The sequence below is a fragment of the Tractidigestivibacter sp. genome (genome assembly GCF_050946515.1).
In the GTDB taxonomy this organism is placed as follows: Bacteria; Actinomycetota; Coriobacteriia; order Coriobacteriales; family Atopobiaceae; genus Tractidigestivibacter.
Genome location: NZ_JBMNUX010000002.1, coordinates 150,329 through 168,392, shown reverse-complemented (window position 1 = coordinate 168,392; position 18,064 = coordinate 150,329). Strand labels below are relative to the sequence as shown.

The 18,064-nt window shown below is 61.1% G+C and carries 12 protein-coding genes; 10 read left to right on the top strand and 2 right to left on the bottom strand.

Going from position 1 to position 18,064, the window contains the following annotated elements; genetic code table 11:
• The first annotated feature begins 179 nt into the window (after positions 1-179).
• From ACOYJL_RS02015 to ACOYJL_RS02000, 4 genes are all read left to right on the top strand, one after another.
• The gene (locus ACOYJL_RS02015; RefSeq protein WP_433568535.1) at positions 180-1,199 is read left to right on the top strand and encodes an RluA family pseudouridine synthase; all 1,020 of its coding nucleotides are present in this window, start codon (positions 180-182) and stop codon (positions 1,197-1,199) included.
• Between the two features lie 50 nt (positions 1,200-1,249).
• Complete coding sequence (locus tag ACOYJL_RS02010) at positions 1,250-2,545, top strand: glycosyltransferase family 2 protein (protein WP_433568534.1); 1,296 nt, start codon at positions 1,250-1,252, stop codon at positions 2,543-2,545.
• 253 nt (positions 2,546-2,798) lie between these two features.
• Positions 2,799-4,316, top strand: coding sequence for an IMP dehydrogenase (locus ACOYJL_RS02005; RefSeq protein WP_433568533.1), 1,518 nt, complete (start codon positions 2,799-2,801; stop codon positions 4,314-4,316).
• 22 nt (positions 4,317-4,338) lie between these two features.
• Positions 4,339-5,568, top strand: coding sequence for a 5-bromo-4-chloroindolyl phosphate hydrolysis family protein (locus ACOYJL_RS02000; protein ID WP_433568532.1), 1,230 nt, complete (start codon positions 4,339-4,341; stop codon positions 5,566-5,568).
• Positions 5,569-5,673: 105 nt separating this feature from the next.
• On the opposite strand, the gene ACOYJL_RS01995 is transcribed toward ACOYJL_RS02000, so the two are convergent.
• Positions 5,674-6,828, bottom strand: a complete 1,155-nt coding sequence (locus ACOYJL_RS01995; RefSeq protein ID WP_433568531.1) for a toxic anion resistance protein — start codon at positions 6,826-6,828, stop codon at positions 5,674-5,676.
• A gap of 262 nt (positions 6,829-7,090) precedes the next feature.
• Here ACOYJL_RS01995 and leuS point away from each other — a divergent pair, with 262 nt between their 5' ends.
• The 5 genes from leuS to ACOYJL_RS01970 all read left to right on the top strand — a co-directional run bounded on the left by leuS (position 7,091) and on the right by ACOYJL_RS01970 (position 14,936).
• Positions 7,091-9,655: a leucine--tRNA ligase gene (gene leuS / locus ACOYJL_RS01990; RefSeq protein WP_433568530.1), complete on the top strand. Its 2,565-nt coding sequence runs from the start codon at positions 7,091-7,093 to the stop codon at positions 9,653-9,655.
• Positions 9,656-9,676: 21 nt separating this feature from the next.
• Positions 9,677-10,393, top strand: a complete 717-nt coding sequence (locus ACOYJL_RS01985) for a 4'-phosphopantetheinyl transferase family protein (protein WP_433568529.1) — start codon at positions 9,677-9,679, stop codon at positions 10,391-10,393.
• 706 nt (positions 10,394-11,099) lie between these two features.
• On the top strand, positions 11,100-11,348 hold the full coding sequence (locus ACOYJL_RS01980) for an acyl carrier protein (RefSeq protein WP_433568528.1): 249 nt from the start codon (positions 11,100-11,102) through the stop codon (positions 11,346-11,348).
• A gap of 40 nt (positions 11,349-11,388) precedes the next feature.
• On the top strand, positions 11,389-13,305 hold the full coding sequence (locus tag ACOYJL_RS01975; RefSeq protein WP_433568527.1) for a CocE/NonD family hydrolase: 1,917 nt from the start codon (positions 11,389-11,391) through the stop codon (positions 13,303-13,305).
• Positions 13,306-13,973: 668 nt separating this feature from the next.
• Positions 13,974-14,936 carry a flavodoxin family protein gene (locus ACOYJL_RS01970; protein ID WP_433568526.1) on the top strand — a complete coding sequence of 321 codons (963 nt, stop codon included), beginning with the start codon at positions 13,974-13,976 and terminating at the stop codon, positions 14,934-14,936.
• 653 nt (positions 14,937-15,589) lie between these two features.
• Here ACOYJL_RS01970 and ACOYJL_RS01965 read toward each other — a convergent pair.
• Positions 15,590-17,209 (bottom strand): PucR family transcriptional regulator, encoded by a 1,620-nt coding sequence (locus tag ACOYJL_RS01965; protein ID WP_433568525.1) that lies wholly within the window; start codon positions 17,207-17,209, stop codon positions 15,590-15,592.
• Between the two features lie 201 nt (positions 17,210-17,410).
• On the opposite strand from ACOYJL_RS01965, the gene ACOYJL_RS01960 reads away from it, so the two are divergent.
• Positions 17,411-18,034, top strand: a complete 624-nt coding sequence (locus ACOYJL_RS01960; RefSeq protein ID WP_433568524.1) for a TetR/AcrR family transcriptional regulator — start codon at positions 17,411-17,413, stop codon at positions 18,032-18,034.
• The last annotated feature ends 30 nt before the right edge of the window (positions 18,035-18,064 follow it).

Genomic DNA, 18,064 nt, shown 5'->3' with positions numbered 1-18,064 from the left:
GGAAGGGGCCTGTTTACAAACGTGGTGCGATTGGAAACGCAGGGCAACCATTCCGCAATGTTCCGACGCACTCGGGCAATCCGCTCGAAACCTGGGTTTCTCGTCTGACGAGTCGTCTGCTTCGCGGGCACGTGGTAGCATGAGCCACGGTTCAACACGGGAGAAAGGCGGAGAAGTTCGTGTCGGTTCGCGTGGTAGAGATCTTGGTAGACCCGACAACTGACGGCCAGCGCCTGGACGCGCTTCTTGCCTCGGCCCAAGGCATGCCAAGCAGGTCCGCCTGCGCCCGCCTGATAGAGCATGGCGCCGTCACGATCAACGGCACCGCTGCCACCTCCAAGTCTGAGCGGGTCATGCTGGGGGACCGCGTGAGCGCGACCGTGGAGGAACCCGACGAGCCTGAAGGCGCCCTTCTCGCACCTAACCCGCAGATTCCCTTGGACATACGCTTTGAGGACGACTATCTGATCGTGCTCTCCAAGCAGGCCGGGCTTGTCTGCCATCCAAGCCCGGGCCATGTGGACGACACGCTCGCAAACGCGCTCGTCGCGCACTGCGGATACTCCCACTTGGGGATGCTCCAAGGCGAAGACCGTCCGGGCATCGTTCATCGCCTCGACATGGACACAAGCGGCCTGATGGTTGCTGCCAAAGATGACGTCACCCAAAAGGCGCTGCAGGACCTCATCCGCCTGCGCGTCCTTGACAGGCGCTACGTCACGCTGGTTCAAGGGTACGTTGCCCCGGACTCAGGCACCATCACGACGGGTATCGCCCGCTCCACGCACGACCGCCTGCGCATGGCCGTGTCGGATGACCCCGGCGCTCGCGAGGCCATAACCACCTTCACGACGCTCGAGCGCTTTGAGGCGGGGCGCCGCGACGACGGCTACAGCCTGCTCGAGTGCCACCTCTACACCGGGCGCACACACCAGATCCGCGTTCACATGCGACACATCGGCCACCAGGTGGTGGGCGACCAGCTCTATGGTCGTGGAGACGATCGCCAGAACTTGGGGCTTAAGCGGCAGTTCTTGCATTCTTGGCACATTCGCTTTGACCATCCTGTGACCGGTGAGACTATAGAGCTTGCCGACAAGTTGCCGGAGGACCTTCTGGGTGTACTAAAATCATTGAAAGGAACCTCGATGGGCAGGACTGCTGAGGGAGAGCGCATCTGCCCGCAGCTTGGGGCCTAGGCGCCCAGCGGGCGCCGCCTTCGACTTCTACGGAGGGAGTTTTCTACATCATGGAGTTCAACCGCTTGGGTCTCACGCCCATCGTTATCTTCAACATGATCATCTGGCTCTTCTTCACGCTTGCGTACTTCTATCAGATTGTCTACATCCTCCGCGTGTGGGCGAGGGGAGACGTCGTCCTTCCCAAGGCCAAGAAGCAGCACCGCTATGCGTACTTCATCTCTGCGCATAACGAGGAGGCCGTCATTGGCAACCTGGTTCGCTCCATCCTCGAGCAGGACTATCCGCGCGAGCTTCTCGACGTCTTCGTCGTCTGCGACGCATGCACTGACAACACGCACCAGGTGGCAGAAGAAGCGGGCGCCATCGTGTGGGACCGAAACGACCTTGCGCGCAGGGGCAAGAGCTGGGCTATGGACTACGGCTTCGACCGCATCCTGAACGAGTACGGCGACAAGTATGAGGCCTTCTTCGTGATGGACGCCGACAACCTCGTCTCGCCCAACTACACCACGATCATGAACGATGCCTTTGACGCTGGATACCTCGTGTGCACCAGCTATCGCAACTCCAAGAACTTCGACTCCAGCTGGATCTCTGCCGCCAACGCGCTCTGGTTCATGCGCGAAGCCAAGTTCCTGAACAACGCCCGCATGATGGTGGGCACGAGCTGCGCTATCTCCGGCTCTGGCTGGCTTGTCTCGGAGAAGATCATCAAGGGCATGCACGGCTGGGACTTCCACACCTTGACCGAGGACATCCAGTTCTCCACGTTCTGCTGCGCAAACAACATCCAGATCGGCTATGCGCCGGCCGAGTTCTTCGACGAGCAGCCAGTCACCTTGAAGGCCAGCTGGGTTCAGCGCCTTCGCTGGACCAAGGGCTTCTACCAAGTGTTCTTCTCGTATTGCCGCGACCTTGTCCACGGCATCCACAAGCACCAGTTCGCGTCCTATGACATGATGATGACCATTGCGCCAGGAAACCTCCTGACGCTTCTCTCGGCGCTGGTTAATGGCACCTATCTCATCGTTGGCTCGCTCAGCCACGGATTCATTGCCACCGACGGCGAGCTCGCCATGTGCGTGGGCTCGCTGATCATGACGTTCTTGTCGATGTACGTCGTCTTCTTCCTGCTTGCCGTCATCACGACGATCTCCGAGCGCAAGCACATCCACAGCAGGAGCAAGATGCGCATCTTCACGAACCTCTTCACGTTCCCCGTGTTCATGATGACCTACATTCCCATGACGGTAATTGCCCTGTTCAAGAAGGTCGAGTGGATTCCTACCAAGCATGACATCGCGATCAACGTCCAGGACGTCCTGGGCGAGACGGCCCAGTAGCGACGCGCAACGCACGCTCGCGCCATCGCGCTTACGGCCTGCGTTCCGCCCTCATGGTTTTCCGCGTCCCTCACGCATCTGCCCGACTCTGCGTGAAAGGTTCTCTGAGCCGTGAATTTCTTTGGACAACAAAGTATGCTTGCGTTGTCTGTGACGTCGGCAGACGGTCACGTTCGGTTTGCGGGCGGATGCTACAATGCCGTCCAAAAAAGGCACGACAAGTCCGCGAGAGCGGGGAAAGAGGAGATGGCGCATGGCAACATTCTTCGAAGGAGTGTCCCATACCTTTTCTGAGTACCTTCTTGTTCCTGGGTACTCGTCAGCGGAGAACATTCCGGACAATGTCTCGCTGAGGACCCCCCTCGTGCGCTTCAAGAAGGGCGAAGAGAGCGCCCTCTATCTGAACATCCCTATGGTTTCCGCAATCATGCAGGCAGTCTCTGGTCCCAAGATGGCCATCGCCCTGGCGCAGGAAGGCGGCCTTTCGTTCATCTATGGCTCTCAGACGCCCGATGACGAGGCGGCCATGATCCGCGAGGTCAAGTCCTACAAGGCCGGCTTCGTGGTCTCCGACTCAACGCTCACGCCCAACATGACGCTTTCCCAGGTCATGGACATGAAGGAGCGCACTGGCCATTCCACGATGCCCGTCACCGATGACGGCACCGCTCATGGCCACCTGCTCGGCATCGTCACCTCCCGCGACTATCGCCCCTCTCGTGACGATCGCGGCAAGCTGGTCAAGGATTTCATGACGCCGCGCGACAAGATGGTTGTTGCCGACGAGAGCACCTCGCTCAAGACCGCAAACGACATCATCTGGGACAACAAGCTGAACCAGCTGCCCATTGTCGATTCCGAAAACCGCCTCGTCTCGCTCGTCTTCCGCAAGGACTACGACTCTCACAAGTCTCGCCCCGACGAGCTTCTCGACTCCCACAAGCGCTATCTGGTTGGCGCCGGCATCAACACGCGCGACTACGAGGAGCGAGTCCCCAAGCTGGTCGATGCGGGCGCCGACGTGCTCTGCATTGACTCGTCCGAGGGATTCTCCGAGTGGCAGAAGCGCACCCTCGCCTGGATTCGCGAGAAGTACGGCGATTCCGTCAAGGTCGGCGCCGGCAACGTGGTTGACGCCGAGGGCTTCCGCTTTTTGGCCGACTGCGGCGCCGATTTCGTGAAGGTCGGCATCGGCGGCGGATCTATCTGCATCACCCGCGAGCAGAAGGGCATCGGTCGCGGCCAGGCCTCTGCGCTGATCGACGTGTGCGCGGCGCGCGACAAGTACTACGAGGAGACTGGCATCTATGTGCCCGTCTGCTCTGACGGCGGCATCGTCTACGACTACCACATGACGCTCGCCCTTGCCATGGGCGCCGACTTCCTGATGCTCGGCCGCTACTTCGCCCGCTTCGACGAGAGCCCCACGCGCCGCGTGAACGTCAACGGCTCATACATGAAGGAATACTGGGGCGAGGGCTCCGCGCGCGCCCGCAACTGGCAGCGCTACGACCTCGGCGGCGAGAAGAAGGGCCTCTCCTTCGTCGAGGGAGTCGACTCCTACGTCCCGTACGCCGGCCCGCTCAAGGAAAACGTCGACAACTCGCTCCTGAAGGTTCGCTCCACGATGTGCAACTGCGGCGCGCTCAACCTGAAGGAGCTTCGCGAGAAGGCCAAGATCACGCTGGTCTCCGCCACCTCGCTCGTTGAGGGCGGAGCGCACGACGTGCTGCTGAAGGACTCCAGCCAGCAGGTGAACTTCCGCTCATAGCGTTCTTCGGAGCTTAGGTGCGATGACAGATCGGAACCAATCGGACAACGGATACGACGACCTTGAAGACGCCGCCAAAGAGATGGGCGACGCCTTCGGTCGCGTCTCGGAAGAGATAGGGCAGACGATCAGCGACGTTGCGGATGACCTAAACGACACCTTCTCGATTGAGCTTTCGGACCTTTCGAAGGCGATGTCGAAGGCGGGGGAGGACGTCACCCGCACGCTCTCGGGGCTTGGCCTGTCGAAGAACTCTCCCTACGTGCTTTCCACGAGCAAGGTCACCACCAACGGCGGCGTGCTCTTGCTGCTGGGGGTGCTTCTCTTGCTCTTTGGCTTGCCCGTGCTGTTCTCGGGCCTTGTCAGCCTTTTTGTGAGCCTTTCATACGCGATCATACTGTGCGCCGCCGGCCTTGCTCTCTGCGCCCTGGGGGTTGCCCTGATTCGTCGCGGCAACGGGCTCAGGGAGTTCGCTAGGGTCATAAAGAAGGTCCGCCGCAAGGTTGGCTCTAGGCAGGCCGTCTTGGTGAGAGACCTTGCCACAGAGGTCGGCGTCGCCTCTTCCAAGCTCGTCGCCATGCTCCACGACGCCATCGACCGAGGAATCATTCCCAACGGGCACATTGGCTACGGGCAGAGCGGGCAGATGCTCTATCTGACCGACGCCGCGTGGATGAGCGCCCAGCCCTATGGCTCCAAGAGCCCCGCTTCGTCCCAGACGGCAGCCTCCAAGGAAGCCTCGCCAGACGCAGGTGCCAAGCCTGATGCCAGCAAGAAGTACGGTCCAGGCGTTCCGGAGGACGTGGCCGAGCTGCTGGACGAGTGCCAGGACAGCGTCGACGCCATACGCACGGCAGCGCTCAAGGTCTCTGACCTTGAGGTGCGCTCGACGCTCGAGAGCATTGCGAAGAAGACCGACAAGATCCTAGGCTACGTGGCGAGGCATCCCAAGACGGCGTCCAAGATCAAGCACGCATCGTCGTACTACCTTCCCACCACGGTCAAGCTTGCCTCGTCGTATGCCGAGCTCGAGCGCCATTCCGCGGGGCCCGAGGTCACTTCGACGCTCGCCGAGGTTCGCGACACGCTCTCGATGATGGACAAGTCCCTCTCGAAGCTCTCTGACGAGCTCGTGCAGGGGCAGTCCATCGACCTCAAGAGCGACATGAAGGTTATGCGGACCATGCTCAACCAGGACGGCCTTTCGGGCGAGGACGACTTTTCAGACGGTGACGACCAGGGCAACAAGTAGGCTTGAGCCACGCAGCCGTCTCGTCCCATGCAGAGATAAGAAGGGCGACCTCGCGAGTGGGGTCGCCCTTCTCTTCTGACATGCAATGGGGCTTGCCGGCCGTGGCTATTCGCGCGACGCCTCGAGCAGCTTTGCCTTGAGCTCGTCTTCGATCTCGGAGAGCTCGGCCTCGGCTTGGCGGCGCTTCTCGCGACCTTCCGCCTGGACGCGCTTGACCTCGTCGAGCGTCGAGATGAGCTGCTCATTGGTGTGCTTGAGGGTCTCGATGTCCACGACGCCGCGCTCGGCCTCTCGCGCAGACTCGACGGTGGCCACCTTGAGCTTGTCGGCGTTCTTCTTCAGGAGCTCGTTGGTCATGTCCGCCACCTCGCGCTGGGCGCGCGCCGCCTGCGTCGAGTGCTCTACGCCAAGCGCGATGACCATCTGGTTCTTCCACAGGGGGATGGTGTTCACGACCGTTGACTGGATCTTGTCGGCCATCACGGCGTCGGAGCTCTGGACCAAGCGAATCTGCGGTGCCATCTGGAGCGTCACCTGGCGAGTGAGCTCGAGGTCGTAGATGCGCTTCTCAAAGCGCTCGCACTTCTGAGAGAGGTCGCGGGCCTTCTGCGCGTCCTCGGCAAGCCCGCTCTGCTCGGCCTTTCTCTGCAGCTCGGCAAGCTCGCCCGTGCGAACCTGCTCCAGCTTCTTCTTTCCAGCGACGATGTACATCGTCAGCTCCTTGAAGTACGCCTGGTTCAGCGCGTAGAGCTGGTCGAGCGTGGCGATGTCCTTAAGAAGCGTCCTCTGATGGCCCTCCAGCACGTCGCATACCTCTTCGACGTTCTTCTCTACGGAGGTGTAGCGCGCCCGCAGCGCCTCGATGTTGTTCTTGGTCTTGTGGAAGAACGAAAGCGGCCCAGACTTGGCCTCGCTGTCGGGGTCGAAGTCCTTGAGCGTCACGATGAGCTTGGTGATGTCGTTGCCGACCTCTCCAAGGTCATTGGCGCTCACGCCCTCAAGCGCCTGGTTGGAAAACTCTGAGACCTTGCGCTGGGAGCCAACCCCGTATGAGAGGACCCCCGCGGTGTTCGTGAGGTCGATCTTGTCAACGAAGGCGTCAACCTTTTGGAGCTCCTCGACCGTAAGCGAGTCCTCGGGCTTGCTCTGAGGCGCCTCGGGCGTCACGGGAATCGCCTCGGGAGCCTTGGGCGCACTGTCTCCAAACTCGAGGTCGGGCTCGGGGATCGCATTGTTGAAGTCTCGTTCGTTATCAGCCATGATTCCTCCGTGCTGTTGCGGTTCCGCTTGAAAAAATGGTACCCCGTCTGACGATATTGGGCCTTGCTCGCGGACATTCCCTACGATGTGCGGGCACATCGTTTTCGCGGCTGGCGATACGGTGCGCCCCTCTCGCTCGCGAGCGCTGCGCGGCGGGGCAAACTTTGAGGAACTGCGGCTTGCGTGTTACGTCCGCAGGGCTTTTTCTGAAGAGCTGCTAGAATCAAACAGCTATGCAATAAAGCGAGAAGGAGCTTTCACCATGTGCGACAGCACGAAGCCTGAAGACTTCGAGGTGCCTGCCTACGACGCGCAGGCCATCGAGACCAAGTGGCAGAAAATCTGGGAGGACGAGCAGCTCTACAAGACTGACGAGGACCCCTCCAAGCCAAAGAAGTACGTCCTCGAGATGTTCCCGTATCCCTCGGGCGACCTGCACATGGGCCACGCCCGCAACTACTCCATCGGCGACGCCATGGCGCGCCAGGCTCGCATGCGCGGCTATGACGTGCTGCACCCCATGGGCTTCGACGCGTTTGGCCTTCCCGCCGAGAACGCCGCCATCAAGCACCATACGCAGGCTGCCAAGTGGACCTATCAGAACATCGACAACGCGGTCCATACGATGAAGCGCATGGGCTTCTCCTATGACTACGACCGCATGTTCAACACCTGCGACCCCGAGTACTACAAGTGGGGCCAGTGGATGTTCATCCAGATGTGGAAGCGCGGGCTTGCCTATCGCGCCACCTCTCCCGTCAACTGGTGCCCCACCTGCAAGACCGTGCTTGCCAACGAGCAGGTCGTCGAGGGTCGCTGCTGGAGGTGCGGCTCGATTCCCGAGAAGCGCGAGCTCTCCCAGTGGTACCTCAAGATCACCGACTACGCGCAGGAGCTCCTGGACGACCTCGACAAGCTGACTGGCTGGCCCGAGAACGTCAAGGCGCAGCAGCGCAACTGGATCGGTCGCTCCGAGGGCGCCGAGATCGACTTCAAGCTCGCCGCCGAGGACGGCGTCACGCCCACCGACCGCACGATCTCGGTCTTCACCACGCGCGCCGACACGCTCTTCGGCGTCTCGTTCATGGTGCTGCCGCCCGAGAGCTCGCTTGCCGCCGAGCTCGTCGCCGGCACCAAGTACGAGGCTGACTACCTGCGCCTGAAGGAGGCCACCGAGAAGGTCTCCTCCGTCGACCGCCAGGGGTCCAACCGCGAGAAGCACGGCGTCTTCACGGGCCGCTACGTGATCAACCCGATCAACGGCCAGCCGGCGCCCATCTGGGTTGCCGACTACGTGCTGCTTGACTACGGCACCGGAGCCGTCATGGGCGTTCCCTGCGGCGACCAGCGCGACTTCGAATTTGCAAAGAAGTACGGCCTGGACATCATCCCCATCATCTGCACGAAGGACGACCCCCTCTACGACGAGCTCAAGGACGTTCGCGAGACCCGCGTCCGCTCGGTCGACTGGGACCAGGCCATGGCCGCCGAGGGCTACCTCGTGCAGTCTGGCGAGTTCACCGGGCTCAAGGGCGGCAAGCACTCCGAGGGCGTGAAGGCCATTCTCGACTGGCTCGAGAAGCACGGGTGCGGCCGCTCCAAGGTCCAGTACCGCCTGCGCGACTGGCTGATCAGCCGCCAGCGCTACTGGGGCAACCCCATCCCCATGATCCACTGCGACGACTGCGGCGACGTGCCCGTCCCTGAGGACCAGCTGCCCGTGCGCCTGCCCGAGAACCTTGACCTCGGTGCGGGAGAGACGCTCGCCGAGTGCCCCGAGTTCTACGAGACCACCTGCCCCAAGTGCGGAAAGCCCGCAAAGCGCATCACCGACACCATGGACACCTTCACGTGCTCCAGCTGGTACTACCTGCGCTATTGCGACCCGCACAACGACCAGGAGCCCTTCTCCGCGGAGTCGGTCGACCGCTGGATGCCCGTCGACAACTACATCGGCGGCATCGAGCACGCCATCCTGCACCTGCTCTATTCGCGCTTCTGGACCAAGGTCCTGCGCGACATGGGCATGGTCCACATCGACGAGCCGTTCACCAACCTGCTTTGCCAGGGCATGGTGAAGGACGAGAACGGCGACACGATGTCCAAGTCGAAGGGCAACGTGGTGCCGCCGTCGAGCGTCATCGACCCGTACGGCGCCGACACGATGCGTCTCGCCATCCTCTTCGTGGCCCCTCCCGAGAAGGACTTCAACTGGGACCCCGAGGCCGTCGCTGGCGCCAACCGCTTCATCAAGCGCGCCTGGCGCGTCGTGTGGCTCCTTTCGCAAAGCGCCGAGAAGGGCGAGATTGACCCCGCGGCGCTCTCCGGGCAGGACGCCGAGCTCAACCGTGCCCTGCACGAGCTTGGCATCAAGTGCACGCGCGACTTTGACCGCGGGCAGTTCAACACTGCCATCTCTGCCGTGATGGAGCTTGTGAATGCCGCGTCCAAATACTTGAACGGGGTGCCTGCGGACAAGCGCAATAAGGCGCTCTGCTGGCGCGTCTCCCACGACGTCGTCGCGATGCTCGCGCCAATCTGCCCACACTGGGCGGAGGAGCTCTTTCATGAGGCGCTCGGCCTTGACGGCTCGGTCTACAACGAGCCGTGGCCGGAATTCGATGCCGAGCAGGCGAAGAGCGATACGATCGAGATTGCCGTCCAAATCAAGGGCAAGGTGCGCGCACGCATCAACGTCGCTGCCGACGCCTCGAAGGACGAGCTTGAGGCTGCCGCAAAGAAGGCCGTCGCAGCGCAGCTTGAGGGCAAGACGGTCCGCAAGGTGATTGTGGTGCCCGGGAGCCTAGTGAACATCGTGGCAATGTAGCTGGACGCTCGAGTCTTGAGCATGGGCGCTGCCGTTACCATATACGTGATGCCGCTTGCCGGTGCCCCTTCCAAGTGGGAGGGGTGCCGGCATCTTGTTGCCCCGCGCTACCAGCGGCTCTCTGATGGCGAGGCGCCAGAGACATCGCGGCTGGGGGAGTTTGGCGCCGGTCTGTTGCTTGCCACTGTGCTTGGGGTGCGCGAAGATGGCCAGCTGGAGATTGGCTCCGAGGGCAAGCCTGACCTTGCCTCTGGATGGGCCCATATAAGCATCTCTCACGATGACGGGCTTGCCGTCCTTGCGGTTTCCGACCAAGTGATTGGCGTGGACGTTGAGGAGGTGCCAGTCGAGTACGGTCGCCTCCAGCGAGACGCTCTCCGGGGCGTGCTCTCAGATGTTGCAATTGCACAAGTGGAGGCGAGCGAGAACCCCGCCCTTGCCTTTGCGCTTGCGTGGACGCATGTCGAGGCCGTGGTCAAGGCCGATGGGCGCGGCTTCGCCTTTCGCGTAAAGGGCGGCCATCTTCCGGAGGGGTGGTCCTGCTCGCACGTCGTCTGGTCGGGACACGCCATCTCCTGCGCCGCGCCCGAGCCTTCTAGCAGGACGGGAGTCTCCTCAGGCGCCTCTGTTCCAGAGCCTGACTTGCCTGACCTGCGCGTCATCGAAGTCCCCATGGCACGCGCCATCGACCTTCTCGAGGCTTCGGGAGATGCCAGGCACCGCTCTGAGACCCTCTAGCGACCGATTCCTCTCTTTTTCGTGCCACTCTTCTGCCCAATCGACCTTTCCCCATGCCCTCCACAGCCCCTCTATCGCGTGGGAAACAGTCGCCGTGAGCGATGCGGCCCAACTTCTCGGCAGCCCCTCTCCATCGTGTGGGACACACTTTGAGTCGGTCCCTCGTGAGGTGCGGGACTTGAGGACATTCTCGCAGGTAAGACATTCCCTTGTGTGGGGCTTGCCGGGCGTGCTCGGAGTCCCCTTCCAAAGTGTGGGACACACTACTCGGTTGCCACTTCATCGTGTGGAACTCACCGGAGTTTCCGCAGGTAAGAAGACATGTCGTGTGGGGCTTAGCGATTTGTCTCGATGCCCACCCCCACACGATAGGGCACCCCTCTCTCCGACGCCCCTAACCGATGCGAGAGGTCTGCACGATGGTTATGGAATCCCGCGGAAACCCCGTGCGCTACCACACAATGGCGCCTGCCGTTCCAGAGGAGCCCCACACAAGGGGAGGCGTCGCAAAGAGGGGACTCCGCAATGCCCAGACGACCAAGCAATTTGCGAGGCCTATCGTCCGCGACTCGCGCGATTGCACTGTTGCACAATCGCCGCTGTGGGCTGCAAGCCCAATTTGAATTTTGTCACATTGCCCATGTTGCCCTCTGGCGCGAGACTTCAATTGTCAGAAATAATCAGTCGCTTTTGAAAGGGGCTAATCATGGACGAGGATCGCAAGGAAGTTTGGGACGCGCTCACCACTCGCGCAAGCCAGCTGTTTGGCAAGGACCCCTCTGAGTTCACCGAGGACACCAAGTTTGCCGACCTAGGCATCAAGTCGGTGCAGGTTTCGCAGATCACGACGTATCTCGAGGACGAGCTCGACATCGAGGTTCCTTACATGAAGTTCCGCCGTTGCGCCACGTTTGGCGAAGCAACCGACTACGTCTGCGAGCTTCTCGACGAGTAGCTCGCGAGAAGAACAGGCGAATCTCGGAGAGGGAGAAAAAATGCTCGAATACAACATTCCGGAGGAATGGGAAGAGGTCACTGACAAGAAGCTCTCTGACCTCATCGCGAAGACCGGCGAGATGGCTAGCGTCAACGATGACGACGTGAAGATCTACTTCGACCATGACACCGAGGGGTATCTGTTCCTAGTGCCCGAGGTCTATGGCGGCGAAGAGATTATGCACGCGTATCGTGTCGCTCGCAAGCCAAACGACAACCAGGCCGAGGTTGACCTTTCCAAGTCCGACGACCCCATGGCGCGCATGGGCCAGGGCTTCTGCCCGCCCTTCAACCCTCATACCTATGAGGCTGCCGATGGCGTCATCTGCATGCAGGACCAGGAAGTCGTCATGCGTGACGGCTGCAAGATCTATGCAGACATCTATCGCCCCGACACTGACAAGCCCGTCCCGACGATCGTCTCGTGGTCATGGTTCGGCAAACGCCCAGGAGACGGCATGAGCGAGTGGCAGATCATGGGCGTGCCTCCCATGACGGTCTCGAAGTGCGCGAAGTTCGAGTCGCCCGACCCGCTCTATTGGTGCTATCAGGGCTATGCCGTCGCAAACGTCGACGTGCGCGGCGCCGGCCACTCCGAGGGCAACGTCCACATGTTCACGCATCAGGACCGCGAGGATGGCTACGACTTCGTCGAGTGGGTGGCGCGCCAGCCTTGGTCTAACGGCAAGGTAGGCATGTCGGGCAACTCTGGCGTCGCCATGCACCAGTGGGGCATTGCGGCAGAGCAGCCGCCACACCTGGTTTGCATTGCTCCGTGGGAGTGCACGACCGACCTCTATCGCGAGAGCTTCTTTGAGGGCGGCGTCCCCGCGCTTTCGTTCAACAAGTTCATCGCCGCACAGGTGACTGGCCCCAACGGCGTTGACGACCAGGTCGCCATGGCCAAGATGTACCCCGACATGAACGCCTATTGGAACGACAAGCGCGCCAACTTCCGCAACGTGAAGATTCCCGTGTACCAGACTGCCGGCTGGTCGCACTTCCACCTGCCGGGCTCCTTCAATGCTTGGCGCCGCTGCCGCAGCCACCTCAAGTGGCTGCGCGTCCACCGCGACTTCGAGTGGCCCGACACGTACAACCCCAAGAACCTCGAGGACCTCAAGCACTTCTACGACCGCTACCTCCGCGGCATCCACAACGGCTGGGAAATGACGCCGCGCGTCCGTCTTGACATCATGGACGGCTATGACGTCGACTACCAGGCGGAGCGTCCCGAGAAGGCCTGGCCAATCAAGCGCACCGAGTACAAGAAGCTTTACTTCGACGCCTCGACGCCGAAGGACTGCGTCGAGCTCGACCACAAGAGCGCCTGCTACGAGCTGCGCACCGAGCCCGTCTCAACCGAGGGCAAGGCAAGCTACAACCCCGAGGACGAGGAGCTCGACTTTGACCTCACGCTCCCCGAGGACGTCGAGATCACCGGCTACATGAACCTGCACCTGTTTGTCTCGTGCGATGGCTACGACGACATGGACCTCTTCATCAACATCCAGAAGGCAGACAGCGAGGGCAACTGGGTGCCTTGGCTCACGCTCGACGAGCCGCATCCGGGCGCCTGGGGAAAGTGCCGCGTTTCTCGTGCTACGGTCGACGAGGGCCTCACGAAGAAGCACACGCCGGTCTACACGATGACCGACACGCACAAGCTCGCCGACGGCGAGATTCGCGCGGTCGACATCGCCATCGTGCCGACGGCCCGCGTCTACCACAAGGGCGAGCGCTTCCGCGTGCAGATCTCTGGTCGCTATATCCGAGACGGCTGGTTCGAGCCGCTGTCTTGGGACACTGACAACCACGGCACTCACAACATCCATACCGGCGGTCAGTACGATTCTTGGATCGAGATTCCCGTTGTCCCGCCGCGCTATCAGGCTGGCGAGTACATCCATCGCTGATTTGTCGGCATTATAGATTGCCTCTCTAAGGGCGAGGCGCCCAAGACCGAGAAGGCCTGGGCGCCTCGCCCCGCTTCAGTGACGGTGCGGAGGACAGCTCATGCTCCCATCGTGTGGGGCACACAACGTGAGCGCCCTTCCGTTGCGTGGGACCTCACGGCGTTTCCGCAGGTCGCAAGCCGCATCGTGTGGGGCTTTCGCGACGGTCGCTGGGCTTGTTTCTATCGTGTGGGACACACAACAGGGGATCTGCTTCATCGTGCGGGTTGTGACGGCGATTTCGCAGGTAAAGGCTTCTATCGTGTGGGGCGTGGCTGCTTGGTCCGGCATGCATTCCCACACGATGATCAGCCCCGCTTCCCGACGCCTCGCTTCAGGCGATTGGCCCCACACGACATAAGGAAAATCCTGGGACGACCCGCCAGATTCCCTCACGACGTGACTCCCAATTCAGAGAGATCCCTACACAACGCCAGGTGCCATTCTCCTCCCTGGGCTACCTGTGCCAGCGCCCTTCTCTCCAGCTGCTGTGGTTTCGCACAACGCTTTCCCTGACGTTCGGAACTCTTTCGTTTGTGCGAACGAACAATTGAAAAGTCTCAACTCCTACCATCCAAATTGAACGTGCGCGAAAGCGCGCATGGATTTCAACTTGGAGAGGGGTCCTAATGGCACAGCACAAAGTGATGGGCATTTGCGCAGGCATGCATGGTGGGAACAGCGAGATTGCGCTCAAGGCCGCGCTCGAGGTGCTTCGCGACAAGGGTGCCGAGTGCGAGCTCATCAACCTGTTTGACTACAACATTCTGCCCTGCACTGGTTGCGAGGGCTGCACCATGCAGATGGGCGACATCGCGCAGCATCCCGAGAAGGAGTACAAGGGCTGCGTTCTCAAGGACAAGGACGACGTAGACCGCCTCATCACCGAAATGCACACGTGCAACGGCGTTCTCATTGCCGTTCCCACCTATGACCTGACGCCAAGCTCGCTGTACACCCGCTTTGCCCAGCGCTTCCTTGCTTACGAACTTTCCTTCCTGCTCCAGATTGGGGTCGTGAAGGAGAACCCGCACACCGTGGCCGGCCTCATCTCCGTCGGCGGCTCCATGCACGACTGGCAGACCTTCTCGCTCGAGAGCCTGCAGGCAACCATGTTCACGATGTCGCTGCAGGTCGTTGACCGCTACATGGTTCAGCGCTCCGCGCGCCCCGGCTCGATTCTGACGTTCCCCGAGCAGGTCGAGCGTTGTCGCCAGATGGGCGAGCACATTTGGGAGGCCATGGAGACGCCTGTCGACCAGCGTCATTGGCTCGGCGACCCGGATGACGGCGTCTGCCCCAATTGCCACTCCAGCCTGGTCTATCCTGGCGACAAGCACTGGGACGGCGTCGAGTTCCCGTGGGAGTGCGCGGTCTGCGGAGCGGGCGGCGACCTTGTCGTGGACGAGAAGACCGGCCGTCCCAAGCTGAAGATTGCCGAAAACGGCCTGATTCGCGACCGCAACGACGACAAGGCGCGCGCAGAGCACCTGAACGAGATCATCAAAACTCGCATCGAGTTCTATCAAAAGAAGGATAATTTCAAAGACGATTTCGAGCACTATCGCAAGCTCGAGTTCCCCACGGTGTAGTTGATTCATTGCGACCAGACGGAGGCGCCAGCCTTGAAGTGCTCGGGCTGGCGCCGCACTCGTTTTCCCGTCAGTAACGAAGAGGGGAGAAGTGCGGAGGGGCCGCCGCTTTCTCCCATTACCGCAGCGCTTGGGATTTCGCCTACGAAGTCCGCGAGGAGCGTTCATCTGAGAGCCGTCGCATCGTGTGGGGATTTCTCTGAATTGCAGGAGGCATCGTGTGGGAGCCGATGGCGTTTTCCCAGATAATCGCCACTCTTGTGTGGGTAGCGTCATCGTCTTTCGGAATTAGCTCGCGTTGTGTGGGGTTAAGCTGATAGCTGAATTTCTATCGTGTGGAAGTCGCGGACGTATTTGCAGGTAGGAGAAGTCGTTGTGAGGGTTTTCTCGGTGATTTTGCAGCATGAAGCCCGCTAGGTCCCACACAATAGATGCCCTCCCTTCTTAGGCGTGCGATCGTGTGGGTCGCTCAAGCATCTGCGCAGGACAGCCTTTTGGTTGTGTGGTCCTGCCCTTGGTCGAGAAGGAGCGCGGTCCCACACAAGAGGTGCCATCGCGTGGAACCTCGCGCTTGCGTGGGCTGGCTGTCCGCGCCTACGGGTCTGCAGCGCCCACGGGCCGTTGCGCCCACGGGACCGCGGGGCCTACGGGCGCTAGCCCTCTGACGGGTGCGCCTGGATGTCTTCGCGGCTTATGCTGATGCGGCTCTTGAAGAGGTCCAAGAAGAACAGGACCCTGAACGACAGCTGCAGCAAAAACTGGTCTTCTCCCGACGAGAGGTCGCAGCCTAAGATCTCGCGAATCCTGCCGAGCCTGTAGAGCAACGTGTTCTTGTGCAGGTTCAAGATCTTGGCCGCTCGCTGCGTATTGCATGCATTCTGCAGGTAGATGAAGAGCGTGTCGGTGAGCTCGGTCCCGTGCTCGCGGTCGTAGCGTGCAAGGCGCATGAGCGACGGATGCACGAAGTTCAGCAGGTTGTACTGCTTGTTCGTCAGGTCGAGCATCTGCACGTAGGCGTAGTCGCAATAGTGGTAGAGTCCGCCGTCCTCCAGAAACACCGCCACCATCCTGCCCGAGCGAATCGCCGAGCGAGCCTGCTCATAGTGGCTGTGGATGTGCGTCAGGTCATCAAAAGCGTTGCTCACGCCAACCGAGAGGTCGTTCACCGCGGCCGCCTTGCGGAGCTGCTTCTCGGTATAGTCGCCGAGCCCCGCGCCCTTCTCGCGGGTGAACAGTATGACTAGGGCATGCTCGTAGCTTGCGTAGATGCTGTTCTTCAGACATCCCGTAAGCTGCATCGCGATGGTGTCGTAGTCCTGCGGGGTGAGGTTGGCGTGGTTGGGCTCGACCACCGCGACATAGAGCTCGGGCAGCGGCCGGAACTCAAGCACGCTCAGGCGCCGATTGGTTACGGCGTGGCTGGGCTGCTCGTCATTCAGCAGATTGACGAGGAAGTACGAGTCCATCTGGCCTCGGCTCGCTGCGTAAAGGTCGGTCTTCTGCATCTCTTGGCCCACAAATAGGCCGAGCCGCGCCATGCACTCGTAGTCGACCTCGCTGAAGGGATGGTCGCGGGCGATCATCATCGTGTGGGCAATCGTGACCCCATGCACGATCGAGGCCGTGACCATCGTGTCAGCGTCGAGCACGTCGTTATGCACCACGATGGGCTTTCGTGCCTGCGCGCAACGCTCGCTCAGCCTCTCGCGCTTGATGAATGCCACGCCGTCCTCGAGGACCGACTCGTACTGGAATTCCTGCTCAAGCACGCTGTCCACGTGGCGAGATGGGTCAAGCTTGCCCTCTACGTGCCGCGCGACGTAATGGTAGGCGCTGTCGACGACCACGATGGGGTTGCGCAGCGCGCGAGAGGCCTCTTCGATGAGGTATTGAAGACCGTTGTTAGAGAAGTGCGCCGTCAGCATGCGCCGCACGATGTCCGTGACCTCGACTTCCTCGAGGAAGAACCCCTGCACGCAGTTGTAGACGGAAAATGGATTGTACTCAAGGCGAAGCAGCACGACGTTGGCTGACGAGCTGTCTAAAAGAACAGGAGGCACCTCCTGGCATCCAAAGAGCACGACGTTGAAGATCTCGTCTGGAAGCTCTTCGGGAAGGTTCACATCGTCCGAGAAGTACAGGACGCTGGGGTGCGGCCGCTTGGTGTCTGGCGTGAGAAAGCCAAGGTTGTCGATGTTGACCTCGGGGTCGGAGAGCCTTTTCGACGCAACAGACCCGTCTGGCAAGCGAAGCAGCAGCTCCTTGAGTTCCATGACCACGTCCTTCTCTTGTTTGCGCGTGCGCCCTGGGGTATGCACGGGCATATGTGCAGGCACACAAATAATACGCGACCACGGGGCAATTCAAAGGGCTCTCCGCCGCGCGGCTCGGCAGCTGACGGAGTTCGGCTATAGTTCAGCCAGTCAGAAGTCTGCCCTCTCCATGGGCACGAGGGAAGAAGAGAGGCGACGCAGGTGAAGCGTCCCGCAAGCGACCATGACCAGCAGTCGGAGACCGAGCGCCGCATCGAGGACGCCGTCTTCTCGATCATGGCGACGACCGACATCCCCAACATCAAGGTTGGGGACGTCGTGCGCAAGGCCGGAGTCTCTCGCTCCACGTTCTACCGGCACTTCGACAGCGTCGAGGACGTTGTCAAGCAGTTCGAGGCCGGGCTTCTCGACACCATGCGCACCATCAACAAGACCGCGCTCAAGGCGCAGTTCGACAAGTCGGAGCTTGGCCCCACCATGGCGATGGTCAGCCGCATGGAGGTGCTGCGCAACAATCGCGAGAAGGTCATCGCCCTAAACAGCGACCACGGCGACCCGGTGTTCCAGCACAGGGCGACCATGCTCATGCACGAGTACTTCCGCATCCGCCTCAAGGACGTCAGCGGCTCAGAGGTCGACCGCGACCTCTACCTGTCGTTTGTGATCGCGGGCCACAACAACATGATCGAGTACTGGCTCGAGAAGCGCCCAGACATACCGCCCGAGAAGGTGGCCGCCATGCTCAATCGCCTGTACTACTCGCCGCTCTTCATCAACGACGAGAGCGTTACGGAGCACCCCTATGACCCCTTTGGCGAAAAATAGCAAAAAATGCCCTTGAACTGCGCTTTTATG